At 62.1% G+C, this 15,722-nt stretch carries 18 protein-coding genes; 10 read left to right on the forward strand and 8 right to left on the reverse strand.

The features are described from left to right. The first annotated feature begins 265 nt into the window (after positions 1-265). Together rhtA and ACF8RA_RS25535 are read left to right on the forward strand one after the other, a co-directional pair. Entirely contained in the window at positions 266-1,153 is an 888-nt protein-coding gene (gene rhtA / locus ACF8RA_RS25530) for a threonine/homoserine exporter RhtA (protein ID WP_176684929.1), read from the forward strand. Between the two features lie 191 nt (positions 1,154-1,344). Beyond that, positions 1,345-1,626 carry a hypothetical protein gene (locus ACF8RA_RS25535; RefSeq protein WP_176684928.1) on the forward strand — a complete coding sequence of 94 codons (282 nt, stop codon included), beginning with the start codon at positions 1,345-1,347 and terminating at the stop codon, positions 1,624-1,626. Positions 1,627-1,665: 39 nt separating this feature from the next. Here the strand turns inward: ACF8RA_RS25535 and ACF8RA_RS25540 are convergent, their stop codons facing one another. The 3 genes from ACF8RA_RS25540 to ACF8RA_RS25550 form a co-directional block, all read right to left on the reverse strand. Then, the gene (locus ACF8RA_RS25540) at positions 1,666-3,474 is read right to left on the reverse strand and encodes an aminopeptidase P family protein (RefSeq protein WP_392488708.1); all 1,809 of its coding nucleotides are present in this window, start codon (positions 3,472-3,474) and stop codon (positions 1,666-1,668) included. A 217-nt stretch (positions 3,475-3,691) separates the two neighbouring features. Further along, positions 3,692-4,072, reverse strand: a complete 381-nt coding sequence (locus ACF8RA_RS25545) for an antibiotic biosynthesis monooxygenase (RefSeq protein ID WP_176684926.1) — start codon at positions 4,070-4,072, stop codon at positions 3,692-3,694. An 81-nt stretch (positions 4,073-4,153) separates the two neighbouring features. Continuing rightward, positions 4,154-5,146, reverse strand: a complete 993-nt coding sequence (locus ACF8RA_RS25550; RefSeq protein ID WP_392462447.1) for a GlxA family transcriptional regulator — start codon at positions 5,144-5,146, stop codon at positions 4,154-4,156. 82 nt (positions 5,147-5,228) lie between these two features. Here ACF8RA_RS25550 and ACF8RA_RS25555 point away from each other — a divergent pair, with 82 nt between their 5' ends. Beyond that, the gene (locus ACF8RA_RS25555; RefSeq protein ID WP_176684924.1) at positions 5,229-5,777 is read left to right on the forward strand and encodes a cysteine hydrolase family protein; all 549 of its coding nucleotides are present in this window, start codon (positions 5,229-5,231) and stop codon (positions 5,775-5,777) included. Positions 5,778-5,825: 48 nt separating this feature from the next. Here ACF8RA_RS25555 and ACF8RA_RS25560 read toward each other — a convergent pair whose 3' ends face one another. Next, positions 5,826-6,389, reverse strand: coding sequence for a helix-turn-helix domain-containing protein (locus ACF8RA_RS25560; RefSeq protein ID WP_176684923.1), 564 nt, complete (start codon positions 6,387-6,389; stop codon positions 5,826-5,828). An 84-nt stretch (positions 6,390-6,473) separates the two neighbouring features. Between ACF8RA_RS25560 and ACF8RA_RS25565 the strand changes: the two genes are divergently transcribed. From ACF8RA_RS25565 to ACF8RA_RS25595, 7 genes are all read left to right on the forward strand, one after another. Continuing rightward, positions 6,474-7,424 carry a DMT family transporter gene (locus tag ACF8RA_RS25565; RefSeq protein WP_176684922.1) on the forward strand — a complete coding sequence of 317 codons (951 nt, stop codon included), beginning with the start codon at positions 6,474-6,476 and terminating at the stop codon, positions 7,422-7,424. A gap of 150 nt (positions 7,425-7,574) precedes the next feature. Beyond that, positions 7,575-10,490, forward strand: coding sequence for a monovalent cation/H+ antiporter subunit A (locus tag ACF8RA_RS25570; RefSeq protein WP_176684921.1), 2,916 nt, complete (start codon positions 7,575-7,577; stop codon positions 10,488-10,490). Beyond that, entirely contained in the window at positions 10,490-10,834 is a 345-nt protein-coding gene (locus ACF8RA_RS25575; RefSeq protein ID WP_003250128.1) for a Na+/H+ antiporter subunit C, read from the forward strand. The genes ACF8RA_RS25570 and ACF8RA_RS25575 overlap by 1 nt, the downstream gene beginning before the upstream one ends. Next, positions 10,831-12,510 (forward strand): monovalent cation/H+ antiporter subunit D, encoded by a 1,680-nt coding sequence (locus tag ACF8RA_RS25580; protein WP_176684920.1) that lies wholly within the window; start codon positions 10,831-10,833, stop codon positions 12,508-12,510. Before ACF8RA_RS25575 ends, ACF8RA_RS25580 begins: the two co-directional genes overlap by 4 nt. Next, positions 12,507-12,995 carry a Na+/H+ antiporter subunit E gene (locus ACF8RA_RS25585; RefSeq protein ID WP_176684919.1) on the forward strand — a complete coding sequence of 163 codons (489 nt, stop codon included), beginning with the start codon at positions 12,507-12,509 and terminating at the stop codon, positions 12,993-12,995. Before ACF8RA_RS25580 ends, ACF8RA_RS25585 begins: the two co-directional genes overlap by 4 nt. Further along, complete coding sequence (locus ACF8RA_RS25590) at positions 12,992-13,270, forward strand: K+/H+ antiporter subunit F (RefSeq protein WP_021783192.1); 279 nt, start codon at positions 12,992-12,994, stop codon at positions 13,268-13,270. Before ACF8RA_RS25585 ends, ACF8RA_RS25590 begins: the two co-directional genes overlap by 4 nt. Further along, positions 13,267-13,632 carry a Na+/H+ antiporter subunit G gene (locus tag ACF8RA_RS25595; protein ID WP_021783193.1) on the forward strand — a complete coding sequence of 122 codons (366 nt, stop codon included), beginning with the start codon at positions 13,267-13,269 and terminating at the stop codon, positions 13,630-13,632. The genes ACF8RA_RS25590 and ACF8RA_RS25595 overlap by 4 nt, the downstream gene beginning before the upstream one ends. 12 nt (positions 13,633-13,644) lie before the next feature. Here ACF8RA_RS25595 and ACF8RA_RS25600 read toward each other — a convergent pair whose 3' ends face one another. The 4 genes from ACF8RA_RS25600 to ACF8RA_RS25615 all read right to left on the reverse strand — a co-directional run bounded on the left by ACF8RA_RS25600 (position 13,645) and on the right by ACF8RA_RS25615 (position 15,448). Then, on the reverse strand, positions 13,645-13,857 hold the full coding sequence (locus tag ACF8RA_RS25600) for a hypothetical protein (RefSeq protein ID WP_176684918.1): 213 nt from the start codon (positions 13,855-13,857) through the stop codon (positions 13,645-13,647). Next, positions 13,854-14,324: a hypothetical protein gene (locus ACF8RA_RS25605; protein WP_003250101.1), complete on the reverse strand. Its 471-nt coding sequence runs from the start codon at positions 14,322-14,324 to the stop codon at positions 13,854-13,856. Before ACF8RA_RS25605 ends, ACF8RA_RS25600 begins: the two co-directional genes overlap by 4 nt. 345 nt (positions 14,325-14,669) lie before the next feature. Continuing rightward, positions 14,670-14,864, reverse strand: coding sequence for a hypothetical protein (locus ACF8RA_RS25610; protein WP_012271507.1), 195 nt, complete (start codon positions 14,862-14,864; stop codon positions 14,670-14,672). Between the two features lie 179 nt (positions 14,865-15,043). Next, entirely contained in the window at positions 15,044-15,448 is a 405-nt protein-coding gene (locus ACF8RA_RS25615; RefSeq protein WP_003250099.1) for a TraR/DksA family transcriptional regulator, read from the reverse strand. Positions 15,449-15,722 lie beyond the last annotated feature (274 nt).

The following is a 15,722-nucleotide window of genomic DNA, read 5'->3' on the forward strand; positions in this document are numbered from 1 at the left end:
TTCCTCAGAGCCTGTCAAGCGTTTATTTTGAAGTTTTTTGCGAGAAACTCGTTTCACTTCAAACACTTGACTCAACACAGTCGCTAGCCTTGCTTCGCTACCGCGTTGGAGTGGTGCGCATTATAGGGAGGCTATCGATAAGGTCAACCTTTAATTTCAATGAGTTGAAATATTTCTGCCAAACCCGCTTGAGGGCTACCACCCACCCCACCAATTGCGCACTATATTGCTCACCACCTCCCCACCCAAGGATTGCCGCACTTAAATGAACACCCAGCCCCGCAGCCTGGCCGCCACCCTTTTCCCGATCGGCCTACTGCTTATCGCCATGGCATCGATTCAGTCCGGCGCCTCTCTGGCCAAAAGCATGTTCCCGATCATCGGCGCACAAGGCACCACCGCCCTGCGCCTGATTTTCGCCAGCATCATCATGCTGCTTATATTGCGCCCGTGGCGGGTACGCATGACCGCCAACACGTTGCGCAACGTGGTCATCTACGGCATGGCGCTGGGTGGCATGAACTTCCTCTTTTATATGGCCTTGCAGACAGTACCGATCGGTATCGCCGTCGCCCTGGAATTCACTGGCCCGTTGGCCGTGGCGATCTTCTCCTCGCGGCGACCGATCGATTTCCTGTGGATTGCCCTGGCCATCGCCGGCCTGCTGCTGTTACTGCCGGCAGGCCACAGCGGCCAGGCACTCGACCCACTGGGCGCCGCCTATGCGCTGGGTGCGGGGGCATGCTGGGCACTGTACATCCTGTTCGGACAACGTGCAGGGGCCGAGCACGGCATCCAGAGCGCGGCCCTGGGGGTGGTAGTTGCGGCCCTGTTCGTCGCCCCCATCGGCATCGCCCACGCCGGTAGCGCCCTGCTCACACCTGCAGTGATCCCCATGGCGTTGGCGGTTGCAATACTGTCCACTGCGCTGCCATACAGCCTGGAAATGGTTGCCCTCACGCGAATTCCGGCGCGCACGTTCGGCACCCTGATGAGCATCGAACCGGCATTTGGCGCATTGTCCGGCCTGCTGTTCCTTGGCGAAGTGCTGACGCTTACTCAATGGCTGGCGATTCTGGCAATCATTACCGCCTCGGTCGGCACCACCCTGTCCATGCGCAAGGCGCCCAGCCCGGCGATCGCAGCAGACTGATATGAGAAATATTTTCATTTGAGAAAGGATTAGTGATTGTAGCAGCCCGTCTCGCTGATTAAGCTGTCACAGAATCATCATCTTTACGCTATCTACTGGGCCGAACACGGACGCTGGGGAAGGTTCAGGAAGAACCGAAGCGACAACGACAGGGTCGTGACAAATGATTTGCCCTGCATTTAAGGACAGGAATGAAACGAATTTTTCTCATCCTGGCCATCTTGGCTATTGCTGGATGTGCCGCCACAGCCAAGACCGAGGTCAAAAGGGGCAAGAAGGGCCTGCATATCAATTGCTCCGGCCTTTCTTCCTCATGGGACAATTGCTACAGCAAGGCCGCAAGCTCCTGCAGCACGCGCGGCTACCGGGTCATTGCACGCTCGGGCGATAGCGATGAGGAAGCCGGTGACTACTTGTTCGGCATAAACCCTGCAGGTTACACCAGCCGTAGCATGATCATCATCTGTAAATAGAGAAAAGGGCAGCTCGCAAACTGCCCTTTTTCATCTGCGTTACAGCGGTGCGGTACGCACCTCCAACCAAGCTAGCGCATCCCCTTGTAGCAAGGGTGCCAGGCGCTCACGCACGCGGGCGTGATAGCTGTTCAGCCACTCCACCTCTTCCTTGGTCAGCAACTCGGGCAACAGACAGCGGGTGTCGATAGGGCACAGGGTCAAGGTCTCGAATTGCAGGAAGTCACCGAAGGCACTCTTTCCTGCTTCGCGGTTGACCACCAGGTTCTCGATGCGTACTCCCCACTGCCCCGGGCGGTACGTACCCGGCTCGATCGAGCTGATCATGCCCGCTTGCATCGCCGTCTGCGGTGCAGGTGCCGCCTGGTAGGCGATCACTTGAGGCCCCTCATGCACGTTCATGAAGTAGCCCACCCCGTGGCCGGTACCATGGCCATAATCGACCTGGTCAGCCCAGATCGGCGCCCGGGCAATAGCGTCGAGCAACGGCGACAGCACCCCCCGCGGGAACGTGGCACGCGACAGGGCAATCATGCCCTTGAGCACACGGGTGCAGTCCTGCTTCTGTGCCTGGCTGGGACTACCGACCGGCACCATGCGGGTGATGTCGGTAGTGCCGCCCAGGTATTGACCGCCCGAGTCGATCAGCAGCAAGCCATTACCCTCGATGAGCGCATGCGACTGCTCGGTGGCACGGTAGTGTGGCATCGCGCCATTGCCATTGAAGGCGGCGATGGTAGAAAAGCTCAGCGACACGAAGTTCGGGCGCCGAGCACGCGCGGCGCTCAATTGCTCGTCAACCGTCAGCTCGGTAATGACCTCCCGGCCGAGGTTCGCCTCGAACCAGGCGAAAAACTCGCACAAGGCTGCGCCGTCCTGCTCCATGACCTGGCGAATGTGCACCAGGTCGTCGTCACCCTTGCAAGACTTGCTCAGCGTGGTGGGGTTGGGCCCCTCGACAAGCACCACCTCTGCCGCCAGGCTGTCCAGCAGGCCGCAGGTGACCCGGGCCGGATCCACCAGCAGCCGCGCCCCCGCGGGAACGGTGCCTAGCGCCTTGCCTGCTTCACTGTAGTCACGCACCTCGATGCCGTCGACCTCCAGCACCTGACGCAGGTGCGCGTCCACCTTGTCCTGGCCCACGAACAGGATGGCCTGCTGCTGATTGATCAGGGCAAAGGCCAGGAAAACCGGATTGTAGGAGACATCGCTTCCGCGCAGGTTGAACAGCCAGGCAATGTCATCCAGGGTCGCGATGAAGTGCCAGTCGGCCCCCTTGGCCTGGATGCCCTGGCGCAATTGCGCGAGCTTTTCCGCCCGGCTCACCGTGGCGTGTGGCGGCAAGTGCTGGTACACCGGGTTACCTGGCAGCGCCGGGCGCCCATCCCAGACCTGACCCAACAGGTCCATGTCAGTCACCAGCTGCGCTCCACGCGCCTTCAGCCGCTCACCCAGCTGGCGCGCCGAAGCCAGGGCCATGACCGCACCATCCACTGCCACGCGACCGTTGGGCACGACGTTTTCGCCCAACCATTCCAGCGCCCCGGGTTTGCCCGGCAACAGTTTCATCAGTTCGATGCCGCTGCCCGCCAGCTCCTGAGCCGCCTGCTCCCAGTACCGGCTATCGACCCACAGCCCGGCAAACCCGGGGGTGACCACCAACGTACCGACCGAGCCCTGAAACCCCGAAAGCCACTGACGCCCCTGCCAGTAACCGGGCAGGTATTCGGAAAGATGGGGATCGGCAGAGGGTACCAGCAAGGCATCGATGCCCTCTGCCGCCATGACTTGGCGCACGTGCACCAGTCGCTGCGGCACGCTTTGCTCAAGGGTCGTCTGGACGTTCATGCGCTCTCCTGCGGCTTCATAACGGTTTATCCAATAGACCGATAATGGAACAGCCGCCATAGCGCTGCAATCGCGACGACCAAGATACGGCATGCATTGCCCGCCACGCCCTGTGCCAATAGGACACTTCCTACAACGGGGCAAGGATCATTGATCAAGTTCCGCTGAACGCCCCAGGACGAAGACTCCACATGCAGCACAATCATTGCACACAGCGCTACGCACCTTGGTATGCCTGAGGCCCGCCCACCTGGCAATGCAGGACGCCATCGTCACCGCGCACCAGGCTGCGCAGGGCCTGGTAGGCGGCGAAGTTGATGCTTCTTGCCTGATGCTTGCCCAGCAGGTCGAGAAACGACGCCTCGACGAAGTGCACGGCTGCCGCAGCCCAGGCCTGGCGTGACTGCCATTGCAGGTATTGCAACACCCGGCTGCCATCGTCGCTGGCCTGGATACTCACACCCTGTAGCCCTTCGCAACGCTCAGCCAACGCTTCACTACGCACCACCAGGGCCTGGGCCAATGCCTGCTGGTACATACTGGGCACTTCGTATTCGATCATCTGGGTGAACCACAAGGCATGAGGTTTTGCCAACATCGACAGTCTCCTGGCTACGGACGCATGCAGCGCGATGCCGTGCAGGGTAAAACCTCAAGCAAAGTCAAGGTCAAGCGGTTTCTACAGACCCTGGCCGGACACCGCAAACCGTCGCCGATAGTCACTCGGGGTAAGGCCGGTGACACGCTGGAACACCTTGCGAAACGCGCCCGGATCCTGGTATCCGACTCCCCACGCAATCTGTTCGACGTTGCGCCGGGTGAACTCCAGTAAACGGCACGCCCGCCCAACCCTCACCTGCTGGCAATACTCGGTCGGGCGCAGCCCGGTGGCTGCACGAAAGCGCCGCAAGAAAGTGCGCTCCTCCAGCCCCGCGCAGGCAGCCATCGCGGCCAGGTCGGCATCCTGCCCGCCATTGCCCTGCAACCAGTGTTGCACCTTCAATACGGCCTCGTCGCCGTGGTCCAGGCGCGGGTTGAATACAGCTCCGGGCAGCAGCGCCGCAACCGGATCGACGGCCAGATAGCGGGCGGTCTCCTGTGCCACCGTAGTCCCCACAAAGCGCTCCAGCAGACGCAATCCCAGGTCGGTCCAGGCCATCAAACCTGCCGAGGTCACGATGTCGCCGTCATCCAGCAACGGCTGCTGGGTTTCTACCCGCACCTTGGGGAAACGCTGGGCAAGCGCCTGCACATAGTTCCAGTGGGTGCAGGCCGGGCGCCCGTCGAGCAAACCGCTGGCGGCAATGAAAAATACACCGATGCATACCGACGCCAGCACCGTACCACGCCCGTGCAGCAGGCACAGCGGCACGCGGTGACGCTCGAGCAACGCGGCCTGCGGAGCTGACTCCAGGCTTGGTGGAATGATCAGTACGCGCAGGCTCGGCGCGGTGACAGATGAACCATCCGACGCTGCCAACAACTGCCCCGTCTCATCTGCCTGCCAGCAAGTGACGCGAATGTGCGGCAGTTCGACGGCCCCCAGTTCAGCCGCAACCCGGTTGGCCACAAGGAACAGGTCGGCCAGCCCATGCACGGCAGCGCGCTGCACGCCGGGGTACAGCAGCAAGCCGATATCCAGGTAGGCTGAGGTGTCAGTTTTTGCCCGCATAGTGTCGTTCGCGCCAATCCTCAGGTGAGTAAACACAGCCTATAACTAACGTCTCTCGACGACTACTGCCACAGGAGGCAGCATGAGCAAGCAGGCACTGATCATCATCGACATCCAGAACGACTACTTCCCGGGCGGCAAATGGACCCTCGATGGTGCCGACCAGGCGGCCGACAACGCTGCCCGCCTGCTGGCAGCAGCACGCCAGCGCGGCGACCTGATAGTGCATGTGCGGCATGAGTTCGACACTGCCGATGCGCCATTCTTTACCCCCGGTTCGCAGGGTGCAGCCATCCACGCCAAGGTCGAGCCATTACCGGGCGAACCGGTGGTGCTCAAGCACAAGGTCAATGCCTTCCTCGGCACCGATCTCGAGCACACGCTGGACCGGCATGGCGTCGAGGCGCTGACCATCGTCGGCAGCATGAGCCACATGTGCATTGACGCCGCCACCCGGGCTGCGGCCGATCTGGGCTATCAAGTGACCGTGGCGCACGATGCCTGCGCAACCCTGCCACTGGCGTTCGACGGCAAGCAGGTGCCGGCGGCTCATGTACATGACTCGGCGATGGCGGCGTTGGCGTTTGCCTATGCCAATGTGGTGAAGACCGATGATCTGCTGAAAAACTGATCGGCTTGAGACCTTTGGGGCCGCACAGCAGCCCCAAAGCCTGCAGACTCAAATCACCACATTGCGCACAAACCGCACAGCCGCCACGCCATCGTTGCGGTAGGCATACCGGCAATTGCTGGGGAACACATGGAACCGCCCCGCCTGCAAGCGATGCTCGACATCTTCGATGATCAGCGTCAGTTGCCCATCGACCACGTAAATCTGCTCACTCCAGCCTTCGGCATCGGCCTCACTGCAATAGCACTCCCCCGGTGCCAGGGTCCATTCCCAAAGTTCCACCTCGCGCCTTGCCGGGCTGCTACCCAGCAACACCGCTCTGCTCTGGGGGTGTTCACCAGCCCAGGCCAGTTCTTCAATGCGCCCGGGGTCGCGCAGGTCTGGCGCCTGGATCAGGGTACTGAAGGCCACGCCCAAGGCTTCGGCAATCAGGTCCAATGTGGTCAGGCTGACATTCTTCTCGCCCGCCTCGATCGCGACCAGCATGCGCCGGCTGACCCCTGAACGCTCGGCGAGCGCCGCCTGACTCAAGCCGGCGGCGTTGCGCAGACTGCGCACATTGAGGCTGACATGTTGCAGCACCGATGCCCGGTGCGAAGAATCCTTGTGCACTATATTGCTCACTGATCAGGATTGCGCAGTATACTGCCCACTTTTGCGGCGATTGTGCGCCGCCCTTTCCGAGTGTGCAAGACCATGAACCAGCCCAGCAGCAAGCCTACCCCTGCCGTCACCTTCCGCCTGAGCAAGGCCGAACTGGTGTTGGTATTCATCACCATGTTGTGGGGCGGCACTTTCCTGTTGGTGCACAACGTGATGACCGTCAGCGGCCCGATGTTCTTCGTCGGCCTACGCTTCGCGGCAGCCGCGCTGTTCGTTGGCGTGGTCTCGGCGCGAGCGCTGCCCGGCCTTACCTTCACCGAACTGAAGGCAGGCATGCTGATCGGCGTGTCGATCATGCTCGGCTATGGCCTGCAGACCATGGGCCTGCAAACCATTAGCAGCAGCCAGTCAGCGTTCATCACTGCGCTGTACGTGCCGTTCGTGCCGCTGCTGCAGTGGTTGGTGCTGGGGCGGCGGCCTGGCCTGATGCCCAGCATGGGTATCTGCCTGGCTTTCATCGGCCTGATGCTGCTGGCTGGCCCGGAAGGGGGCAGCCTGCGTTTCAGCGAGGGCGAGCTGGTCACCTTGGTCAGTGCCGTGGCCATCGCCGGTGAAATTATTCTGATCAGCCGCTACGCCGGCCAGGTCGATGTGCGCCGGGTTACCGTGGTGCAACTTGCCACCGCATCGTTGCTGGCGTTTCTGATGATCGTGCCGACCCAGGAGCGCATCCCCGACTTTTCCTGGCTGTTGCTGGCCAGCGCAGTCGGCCTGGGCGCAATGAGTGCGGTGATCCAAGTGGCGATGAACTGGGCACAGAAGTCGGTTTCGCCTACTCGCGCCACGCTCATCTATGCCGGTGAACCGGTGTGGGCCGGCATCGTTGGGCGCCTGGCTGGCGAGCGCCTGCCGGGTGTGGCGCTGCTCGGCGGCCTGCTGATCGTGGTCGCGGTGGTGGTCAGTGAACTCAAGGTGCGGCGCCCTCGCGAAACGGTCGAAGCACGCGATGTGCAGCATCAAGGCGAACGCCAGGCCGGGCTGTAAAGCGGTCAACAGCGGCCATTCATTGTAAAAAGCTGTTATAAAAAAACCGCTTGTCACAGCCTGTTTGTAGGATCCTGCGACAGCTTGCGTGTTGGTGATAAACACCTCGGCACGTATGATTCTTTGCAAACTTCTCCAGAATAGGCCGCTATGTCCTTGATAGTGCTATTGCTTCTGCCGTTCGTGGGCAGTTGCCTGGCAGCTGTGCTGCCGCACAACGCACGTAACGCCGAGTCCATTCTTGCCGGGCTCGTAGCCCTGGTCGGTACCGTCCAGGTAGCACTTCTGTACCCTCAGATTGCCCATGGTGGCGTCATTCGCGAAGAGTTCCTGTGGCTTCCCAGCCTGGGAATGAACCTGGTGTTGCGCATGGACGGCTTTGCCTGGCTGTTCTCGTTGCTGGTACTGGGCATTGGCGCTCTGGTGTCGCTGTATGCCCGCTATTACATGTCACCGCAAGATCCGGTACCACGCTTCTTCGCGTTCTTCCTGGCCTTCATGGGGGCCATGCTCGGCCTGGTCATCTCCGGCAACCTGATCCAACTGGTGTTCTTCTGGGAACTGACCAGCCTGTTCTCCTTCCTGCTGATCGGCTACTGGCACCACCGCGCCGACGCCCGTCGTGGCGCCTACATGGCGCTGATGGTAACCGGTGCAGGCGGCTTGTGCCTGCTGGTAGGGGCCCTGCTGCTCGGCCATGTGGTCGGCAGCTATGACCTGGACAAGGTCCTGGCTGCCGGGCATATCATCCGCCAGCATGCGCTTTACCCGGTGCTGCTGCCCCTGATCCTCATTGGCGCACTGACCAAGAGCGCACAGTTCCCCTTCCAGTTCTGGCTGCCCCACGCCATGGCAGCGCCCACACCGGTGTCGGCCTACTTGCACTCTGCAACCATGGTCAAGGCCGGGGTGTTCCTGCTGGCACGCCTGTGGCCGGTACTTTCCGGTAGCGAGGAGTGGTTCTGGATCGTCGGCGGTGCCGGCGCCCTCACCCTGCTGCTCGGCGCTTTCGCCGCCATGTTCCAAAATGACCTCAAGGGCTTGCTGGCCTATTCGACCATCAGCCACCTGGGCCTGATTACCCTGCTACTGGGCCTTAACAGCCCGCTGGCTGCCGTCGCCGCGGTATTCCACATCCTCAACCATGCCACCTTCAAGGCCTCGCTGTTCATGGCCGCCGGCATCATCGACCATGAGAGCGGCACCCGTGACATTCGCCGCCTCAGCGGCCTGATCCGCCTGGTGCCCTACACCGCGACCCTGGCCATGGTCGCCAGCGCCTCAATGGCCGGCGTGCCGCTGATGAACGGCTTCCTGTCGAAAGAAATGTTCTTCGCCGAAACGGTGTTCATCAGTTCCACTGCCTGGGTCGAGGCCACGCTGCCGGTAATCGCCACTCTGGCCGGCACCTTCAGCGTGGCGTATGCCCTGCGTTTTACCGTCGATGTGTTCTTCGGGCCGACGGCCCAGGACCTGCCCCATACCCCGCACGAGCCGCCACGCTGGATGCGTGCTCCGGTGGAGCTGCTGGTGCTCACGTGCCTGGTAGTGGGCATCTTCCCCACCCAGTCGGTCGGCCCCCTGCTGGCCGCTGCGGCCCTGCCGGTGGTTGGCGGTACCCTGCCGGAATACAGCCTGGCCATCTGGCATGGCTGGAACGCGCCGATGATCATGAGCCTGGTAGCCATGAGCGGCGGCATCGTCCTGTACCTGTTGCTGCGCAAGCAACTGCGCCTGGGCCGCTTCCCCTACCCGCCGGTGATCGAGCGCTTCAATGGCAAGCGACTGTTCGAGCACGGCCAGGTTCACCTGATGCTGCTGGCGCGTCGCATCGAGCGCGTGCTCACCACCCGGCGACTGCAGTCGCAGCTGTTCATGCTGGTATTCGCCGCGTTCCTCGCGGGCCTCACGCCGATGCTGTATAGCGGCCTGAGCTGGGGTGATCGCCCGAAGATTCCGGGTTCGGGCGTGTTCGTCGCCCTGTGGCTGATCGCCATTGCCTGCGCCATCGGCGCCGCTTACCAGGCCAAGTACCACCGCCTGGCGGCACTGATCATGGTCAGCGTCTGCGGCCTGATGACCTGCATCACCTTCGTCTGGTTCTCTGCGCCCGACCTGGCACTGACCCAGTTGGTGGTGGAAGTGGTCACCACCGTGCTGATTCTGCTTGGCCTGCGCTGGCTGCCACGGCGTATCGAAGGCGTATCGCCGCTGCCTGGCAGCCTGGAGCGCGCGCGCATGCGCCGCCTGCGCGACTTGCTGCTGGCCGTGCTGGTGGGTGGCGGCATGGCCGTGCTGTCGTACGCCATGCTGACCCGACCGACGCCCAACGACATTTCCTCGTTCTACTTGAGCCGGGCATTGCCTCAGGGCGGCGGCACCAATGTGGTCAATGTCATGCTGGTCGACTTCCGCGGCTTCGATACCCTCGGTGAAATCACCGTACTGGTGGCTGTGGCACTGACTGTGTTCGCCCTGCTGCGGCGCTTCCGCCCTCCGAAAGAGAGCATGCAGTTGCCAGCGCAACAGCGCCAGTTGGCGCCGGACGTGGTCACCGACCTGATCAACCCGCGGCATGCCACCGATACCGCGCTGGGGTTCATGATGGTGCCTGCAGCACTGGTGCGCCTGCTGCTGCCGATCGCCTTGCTGGTGTCGATGTACCTGTTCATGCGCGGGCACAACCAGCCCGGTGGCGGGTTTGTCGCTGGCCTGGTGATGTCGGTGGCGTTCATCCTCCAGTACATGGTGGCCGGCACCCAGTGGGTCGAGGCGCAGATGAGCCTGCGGCCGCTGCGCTGGATGGGTACCGGGCTGCTGTGCGCGACCCTGACCGGGGTCGGCGCCATGCTGCTGGGTTATCCGTTCCTCACCACCCATACCGCCCACTTGCACCTGCCACTGCTGGGTGATGTACACGTGGCCAGCGCGCTGTTCTTCGATATCGGCGTGTACACCGTTGTGGTCGGCTCGACCCTGCTGATCCTCACGGCCCTGGCGCACCAGTCGGTGCGCGCCTATCGCCCGGGCAACCCGGCAAAAACCAGCCAAGCAGGAGCCGCCTGATGGAAGAAGTGATTGCAGTCGCCATCGGCGTACTGGCTGCCTCCGGGGTGTGGCTGATCCTGCGCCCGCGCACCTATCAGGTGATCATGGGCCTGTGTCTGCTTTCGTACGGGGTCAACCTGTTCATCTTCAGCATGGGCAGCCTGTTCATCGGCAAGGAACCGATCATCAAGGATGGCGTTACCCAGGACCTGTTGCATTACACCGACCCGCTGCCACAGGCACTGGTGCTCACCGCCATCGTCATCAGTTTCGCCATGACCGCGCTGTTCCTCGTGGTGCTGCTGGCTTCGCGCGGCCTGACCGGTACCGACCACGTGGATGGCCGGGAGCGTGACGAATGAGTGGTATGAGCCAACTGATTGTCGCCCCCATCCTGCTGCCGCTGATTACAGCGGCGATAATGTTGCTGCTGGGTGAAAAGCACAGGCATATCAAGGCCAGGCTTAACCTGCTGTCAACATTCACCGGCCTGGCAATCGCGGTCTCTCTGCTGCTGTGGGTGCGCACCCAGGGCCAGGCAGCCTCGATCGGCGTGTACCTGCCGGGCAACTGGCCAGCGCCGTTTGGCATCGTGCTGGTGGTGGACCACCTGTCCGCGCTCTTGCTGAGCCTGACCGGGGTCATCGGCTTCAGCGCCCTGCTGTTTGCCCGGGCCCGCTGGGACGGTGCAGGGGCCAGCTTCCATGCGCTGTTCCAGATCCAGCTGATGGGCCTGTACGGCGCCTTCCTCACCGCCGACCTGTTCAACCTGTTCGTCTTCTTCGAAGTGCTGCTGGCCGCCTCCTATGGCTTGCTGCTGCATGGTTCGGGGCGGGCGCGGGTGCGCGCCGGCCTGCACTACATCGCCATCAACCTGTTTGCCTCGTCGCTGTTCCTGATCGGCGCAGCGATGCTGTATGGCGTGACCGGCACCCTGAACATGGCCGACCTGGCGCTGAAGGTTCCACTGGTACCGGAGGCCGACCGTGGCCTGCTGCATGCCGGCGCGGCAATCCTGGCCGTGGCCTTCCTGGTCAAGGCCGGCATCTGGCCGCTGAACTTCTGGCTGGTGCCAGCTTACGCGTCAGCCAGCGCGCCGGTGGCTGCACTGTTCGCCATCATGACCAAAGTCGGCCTGTACGCCGTGCTGCGCCTGTGGACGCTGCTGTTCTCCGGGCAGGCCGGGGCCTCGGCGCATTTCGGCGGTGAATGGCTGGTTTACGGCGGCCTGGTCACCCTAGCGGTGGCAGCGGTATCGATCCTGGCGGCACAGCGCCTGGAGCGGATGGCGGCACTCAGTATCCTGGTCTCGGCCGGCACCCTGCTTGGCGCGGTGGGTTTTGCCCAGGCGGCACTGACCGGCGCGGCGCTGTTCTACCTGGTCAACTCGACCCTTGCGCTGTGCGCACTGTTCCTGCTCGCCGAACTGGTCGAGCGCTCGCGCTCGGCCAATGAAGCGCCGCTGGACGAAGAAGAGGACGCCATGCCGCCGCCACTGGAATCGCTGCACCCGCCCAAGGGCATCAACCTCGACGATGAACAGCAGGTGGTAATCGGCCAGATCATCCCGTGGACCATGGCCTTCCTCGGGCTCAGCTTCATCGCCTGCGCACTGCTGATCATCGGCATGCCGCCGCTGTCGGGCTTTGTCGGCAAGCTCAACCTGATCAGCGCGCTGTTCAATCCACTGGGCCTGGGCGTGCCGGCCGAGCAGCCGCTGAGTGCCGCCGGCTGGGGCCTGGTGGCGTTGCTGATCCTGTCCGGCATGGCCTCGCTGATCGCCTTCGGCCGCGTCGGTATCCAGCGATTCTGGAAGCCCGAAGAGCGCCCGTCACCGGTGCTGCGGCGCTATGAATGCCTACCCATCGTCATCCTGCTCGGCCTGTGCCTCATCCTCAGCCTCAAGGCCGAGCCGTTGCTGCGCTACACCCAGGACACTGCCGCCAGCCTGCAGGCCCCCGATGCCTATATCGAAGCCGTGATGGCCGCCCGGCCGATTCCTGGCCCCACCTCGCGCGACGTACAGGTGCAGCCATGAACCGACTGTTCCCCGCCCCGCTGCTATCGGTCTCGCTGTTCGGCCTGTGGCCGCTGCTGAACCTCTCGGTCAGCCCCGGCAACCTGCTGCTGGGCGCCGCACTTGGCATACTGGCGCCACTGTTGATGGCACCCCTGCGCCCGCAGCATGCCCACGTACGGCGTCCCCTGGTCATCGCCAGGCTGATCGGTCGGGTCGGCATCGATGTGGTCATCTCCAACCTGCTGGTGGCCCGCGGTGTGCTGCGGGCCGGCAAGCAGCCGCCACGCTCGGCGTTCGTTCACGTACCACTGGCATTGCGTGACCCCCACGGCCTGGCAGCGCTGTCGATGATCACCACGGTGGTGCCTGGCACAGTCTGGTCCGAACTGGCACTGGACCGCAGTGTGCTGTTGGTGCATGTGTTTGAGCTGGACGATGAAGCGGCCTTCATACAGCACTTCAAGGACACTTACGAACGCCCGCTGATGGAGATTTTCCAATGACAGGCCTGCTCGCCAACGCCGTCCTCGCCAGCCTGTTCATCTTCGCCCTGGCCATGGGCCTGACGCTGATCCGGCTGTTCCGTGGCCCGTCCGCCCAAGACCGCGTGCTGGCCCTGGACTACCTGTACATCCTGGCCATGCTCACCATGCTGGTGCTGGGTATCCGTTATGCCAGTGACACCTACTTCGAAGGTGCCCTGCTGATTGCGCTGTTTGGTTTCGTCGGCTCGTTTGCCTTGGCCAAGTTTCTGCTGCGCGGAGAGGTGATCGAATGACTGAAGCCCTGGTACTGCCGTTCTGGCTGGAACTGGTCACGGCCGCGCTACTGCTCACCGGCAGCCTGTTCGCCCTGGTCGGCGCTATAGGCCTGGTACGCCTGAAAGACTACTTCCAGCGCATGCACCCGCCAGCGCTGGCCTCGACCCTTGGTGCATGGTGCGTTGCACTGGCCTCGATCATCTACTTTTCGTGGCTCAAGGGCACCCCTGTGCTGCACGCGTGGCTGATTCCTATCCTGCTGTCGATCACCGTGCCAATCACCACGCTGTTGCTGGCGCGGGCGGCACTGTTCCGCAAGCGCATGGCGAAAGAGCCGGTGCCTGAAGAAGTCAGCAGCGGCCGAGACCGTGGCAATTGAAGGTTTGCCGTCTCAACCTTGGCTGAGGCGCTGCAACTCGCGCCGGACCATGGCGGCATATGGCGGCGGGCTAAGGCGATAGAGCTCAGCCGCCACCCAGTTCAACCAGGCGCTTTGCAGCTTCTCACGCCCGGCCAGCAAACGTTCTGCCTCAGCCACGGCATCTGCCTGGTGCTGCCGATGAAACTCGGCCCGCGAGGCCGGTGCGTCGTCAGTTTTGGTCATTCACTGGCCTTGAAGGTGGTCAGTTCACCCTTGCGCCATTTGGCGACCTTGCCAGTCACTGCTTTAAGCAACTTGCCCAGGCCTTCCTGCACTTGCTGCTGCGCGGCGAATACCAGCATCACGCCATGGCCTTCACGAAACACGATGCCCTCGCCTTCCGGCACAGAAACGAAGGCGTAGTCGCCCACGCCATACACATTCAACTTGATTTCGCGAAAACGCATTTCCAGCTTGCCACCTTCGCGGCTAGGCAATACGGCAGCACGGAAGTGGTCGCCGACTTTCAATTCAAGGCGCTGCTTGTCATCGACCACCAGGGCACTCTCGGTGTCGATTTCGGCCATGTACAAGCCTTCGGGACTCTGTTCGGTGACATAGATGAAGCGGCCCTGAAACAGTTGGGCCAATTTACCGCGCAAGTCGCCCAGGGCGAACAACGCATGCGTATCAAGTGTGCTGACTGCCAATGAAGTAATCCTCAACCGGTTACAACCCGCCCTCACCCAAGCTCGGGGAGGCACGGCCATTTCTTATCGATAGGCAAAAAGAGTAATAAAGCGATATGCGAAATGTCTGTGCTCGCTGACGATGCAGCGTGCAGGAATCTTTACTCTGGTTTGCCAGATTCGCCCTCAACCGAAGGCGTTTGGCTCATTCCCGGCTTGGGAAGCGTGATGCCTGAAATCACTCGCCAGAAAACGCAACCAATGGCGTGAGCCTGCAAGAGGACAAGCCCTGGCATCCATGTGCGCATTACTGTAGGACAAATATGCCCGAAAACACCGAAACCCGTCGAGAGGCAATAAACATTTTCAGGCAGCCAGTCCTTTCTTCAGTTGCTGCTGCCAGGCAGCCTGGCACTCAAGCGCTTCTTCGCGCGTGGCGAAGGCGGTGCCGCGGCGCTCGCCATTGACCAGCACTACCCAGCAAATACGCTTGCCCAGCGCCTGCAAGGTGGCCGGCACACCCGACCCTATCATCACAGCCACATCGACTCGGCTATTCATCATTCCCTCCGGAATTTAATTAGCACCCTAACGATAAAGCCATGATACGCCTGACAGTGGCGCGGAAACAGCACATCCTGGTACAGCAGTGTTTCTTATGGCGCAACAAAAACGGTATCGACGAGAAACGCAAAAAGCCCCTGGGATTTGCTCCGAGGGGCTTGGCACCGCGCGTGGATTTATACCTGGCGCTGGTGGCGATCGAGCTGCTCGTGGCGCTCCTGGGCTTCAATGCAGTACTTGGTGGTCGGGCTGATCAGCAAGCGCTTCAGGCCGATGGGCTCACCACTGTCATCGCACCAGCCGAAGCTTTCATCGGCAATACGGTCCAGGGCCATTTCCAGCTGTGGCAGCAGGCGCTGGTCGCGGTCGATGGCATTTACCAGCCAGCTACGTTCTTCTTCGACCGACGCCACGTCGGCAGGGTCAGACGGGGTGTCCAGGCCTTCGATGGTGGTGCGGCTGAGCTCGATGCGTTCATGGGTTTCGACTTTCATCGCCTGCAGCAGCTCAGTAAAGAAGGCAAGCTGGTCGGCGTTCATGTAGTCATCGGCCGACATGGCCAGCAACTGTTCCTTGGTCATCGATTTCTCTATGAAAAAATGTGCATTTGGGCGATTCATGTGCCGCCGATGCCTATGCATCGCCAGCGGAATTCTTCAAGCGCCAACCGGCACTCTTTTACAGGGGGCGGCAGTCTAAGGCGCCACGCCGCGTGGAGCAACTGCAAATGGGTGCGAATTTGCTTCCACTGCTCACAATCCGCCGGTCGGCACCCCAGCTCAGCTGAAGGGCCAGTAGTAAACTGTGATTCTGGCAGTGCCCATCCGCCTGCTGTTGCTGTTGCCGTTGATCTTG

It is taken from the genome of Pseudomonas sp. FYR_5 (assembly GCF_043106315.1).
Classification (GTDB): Bacteria; Pseudomonadota; Gammaproteobacteria; order Pseudomonadales; family Pseudomonadaceae; genus Aquipseudomonas; species Aquipseudomonas putida_Y.

Bases quoted from the DNA above. Each gene is read 5' to 3' on its own strand.
- ACF8RA_RS25540 (WP_392488708.1), bottom strand. From the start codon at position 3,474: ATGAACGTCCAGACGACCCTTGAGCAAAGCGTGCCGCAGCGACTGGTG.
- ACF8RA_RS25545 (WP_176684926.1), bottom strand. From the start codon at position 4,072: ATGTTGGCAAAACCTCATGCCTTGTGGTTCACCCAGATGATCGAATAC.
- ACF8RA_RS25615 (WP_003250099.1), bottom strand. From the start codon at position 15,448: ATGACCAAGGAACAGTTGCTGGCCATGTCGGCCGATGACTACATGAAC.
- ACF8RA_RS25575 (WP_003250128.1), top strand. From the start codon at position 10,490: ATGGAAGAAGTGATTGCAGTCGCCATCGGCGTACTGGCTGCCTCCGGG.
- ACF8RA_RS25590 (WP_021783192.1), top strand. From the start codon at position 12,992: ATGACAGGCCTGCTCGCCAACGCCGTCCTCGCCAGCCTGTTCATCTTC.
- ACF8RA_RS25570 (WP_176684921.1), top strand. From the start codon at position 7,575: ATGTCCTTGATAGTGCTATTGCTTCTGCCGTTCGTGGGCAGTTGCCTG.
- ACF8RA_RS25595 (WP_021783193.1), top strand. From the start codon at position 13,267: ATGACTGAAGCCCTGGTACTGCCGTTCTGGCTGGAACTGGTCACGGCC.
- ACF8RA_RS25555 (WP_176684924.1), top strand. From the start codon at position 5,229: ATGAGCAAGCAGGCACTGATCATCATCGACATCCAGAACGACTACTTC.
- ACF8RA_RS25565 (WP_176684922.1), top strand. From the start codon at position 6,474: ATGAACCAGCCCAGCAGCAAGCCTACCCCTGCCGTCACCTTCCGCCTG.
- ACF8RA_RS25550 (WP_392462447.1), bottom strand. From the start codon at position 5,146: ATGCGGGCAAAAACTGACACCTCAGCCTACCTGGATATCGGCTTGCTG.
- ACF8RA_RS25535 (WP_176684928.1), top strand. From the start codon at position 1,345: ATGAAACGAATTTTTCTCATCCTGGCCATCTTGGCTATTGCTGGATGT.
- rhtA (WP_176684929.1), top strand. From the start codon at position 266: ATGAACACCCAGCCCCGCAGCCTGGCCGCCACCCTTTTCCCGATCGGC.
- ACF8RA_RS25600 (WP_176684918.1), bottom strand. From the start codon at position 13,857: ATGACCAAAACTGACGACGCACCGGCCTCGCGGGCCGAGTTTCATCGG.
- ACF8RA_RS25610 (WP_012271507.1), bottom strand. From the start codon at position 14,864: ATGAATAGCCGAGTCGATGTGGCTGTGATGATAGGGTCGGGTGTGCCG.
- ACF8RA_RS25585 (WP_176684919.1), top strand. From the start codon at position 12,507: ATGAACCGACTGTTCCCCGCCCCGCTGCTATCGGTCTCGCTGTTCGGC.
- ACF8RA_RS25580 (WP_176684920.1), top strand. From the start codon at position 10,831: ATGAGTGGTATGAGCCAACTGATTGTCGCCCCCATCCTGCTGCCGCTG.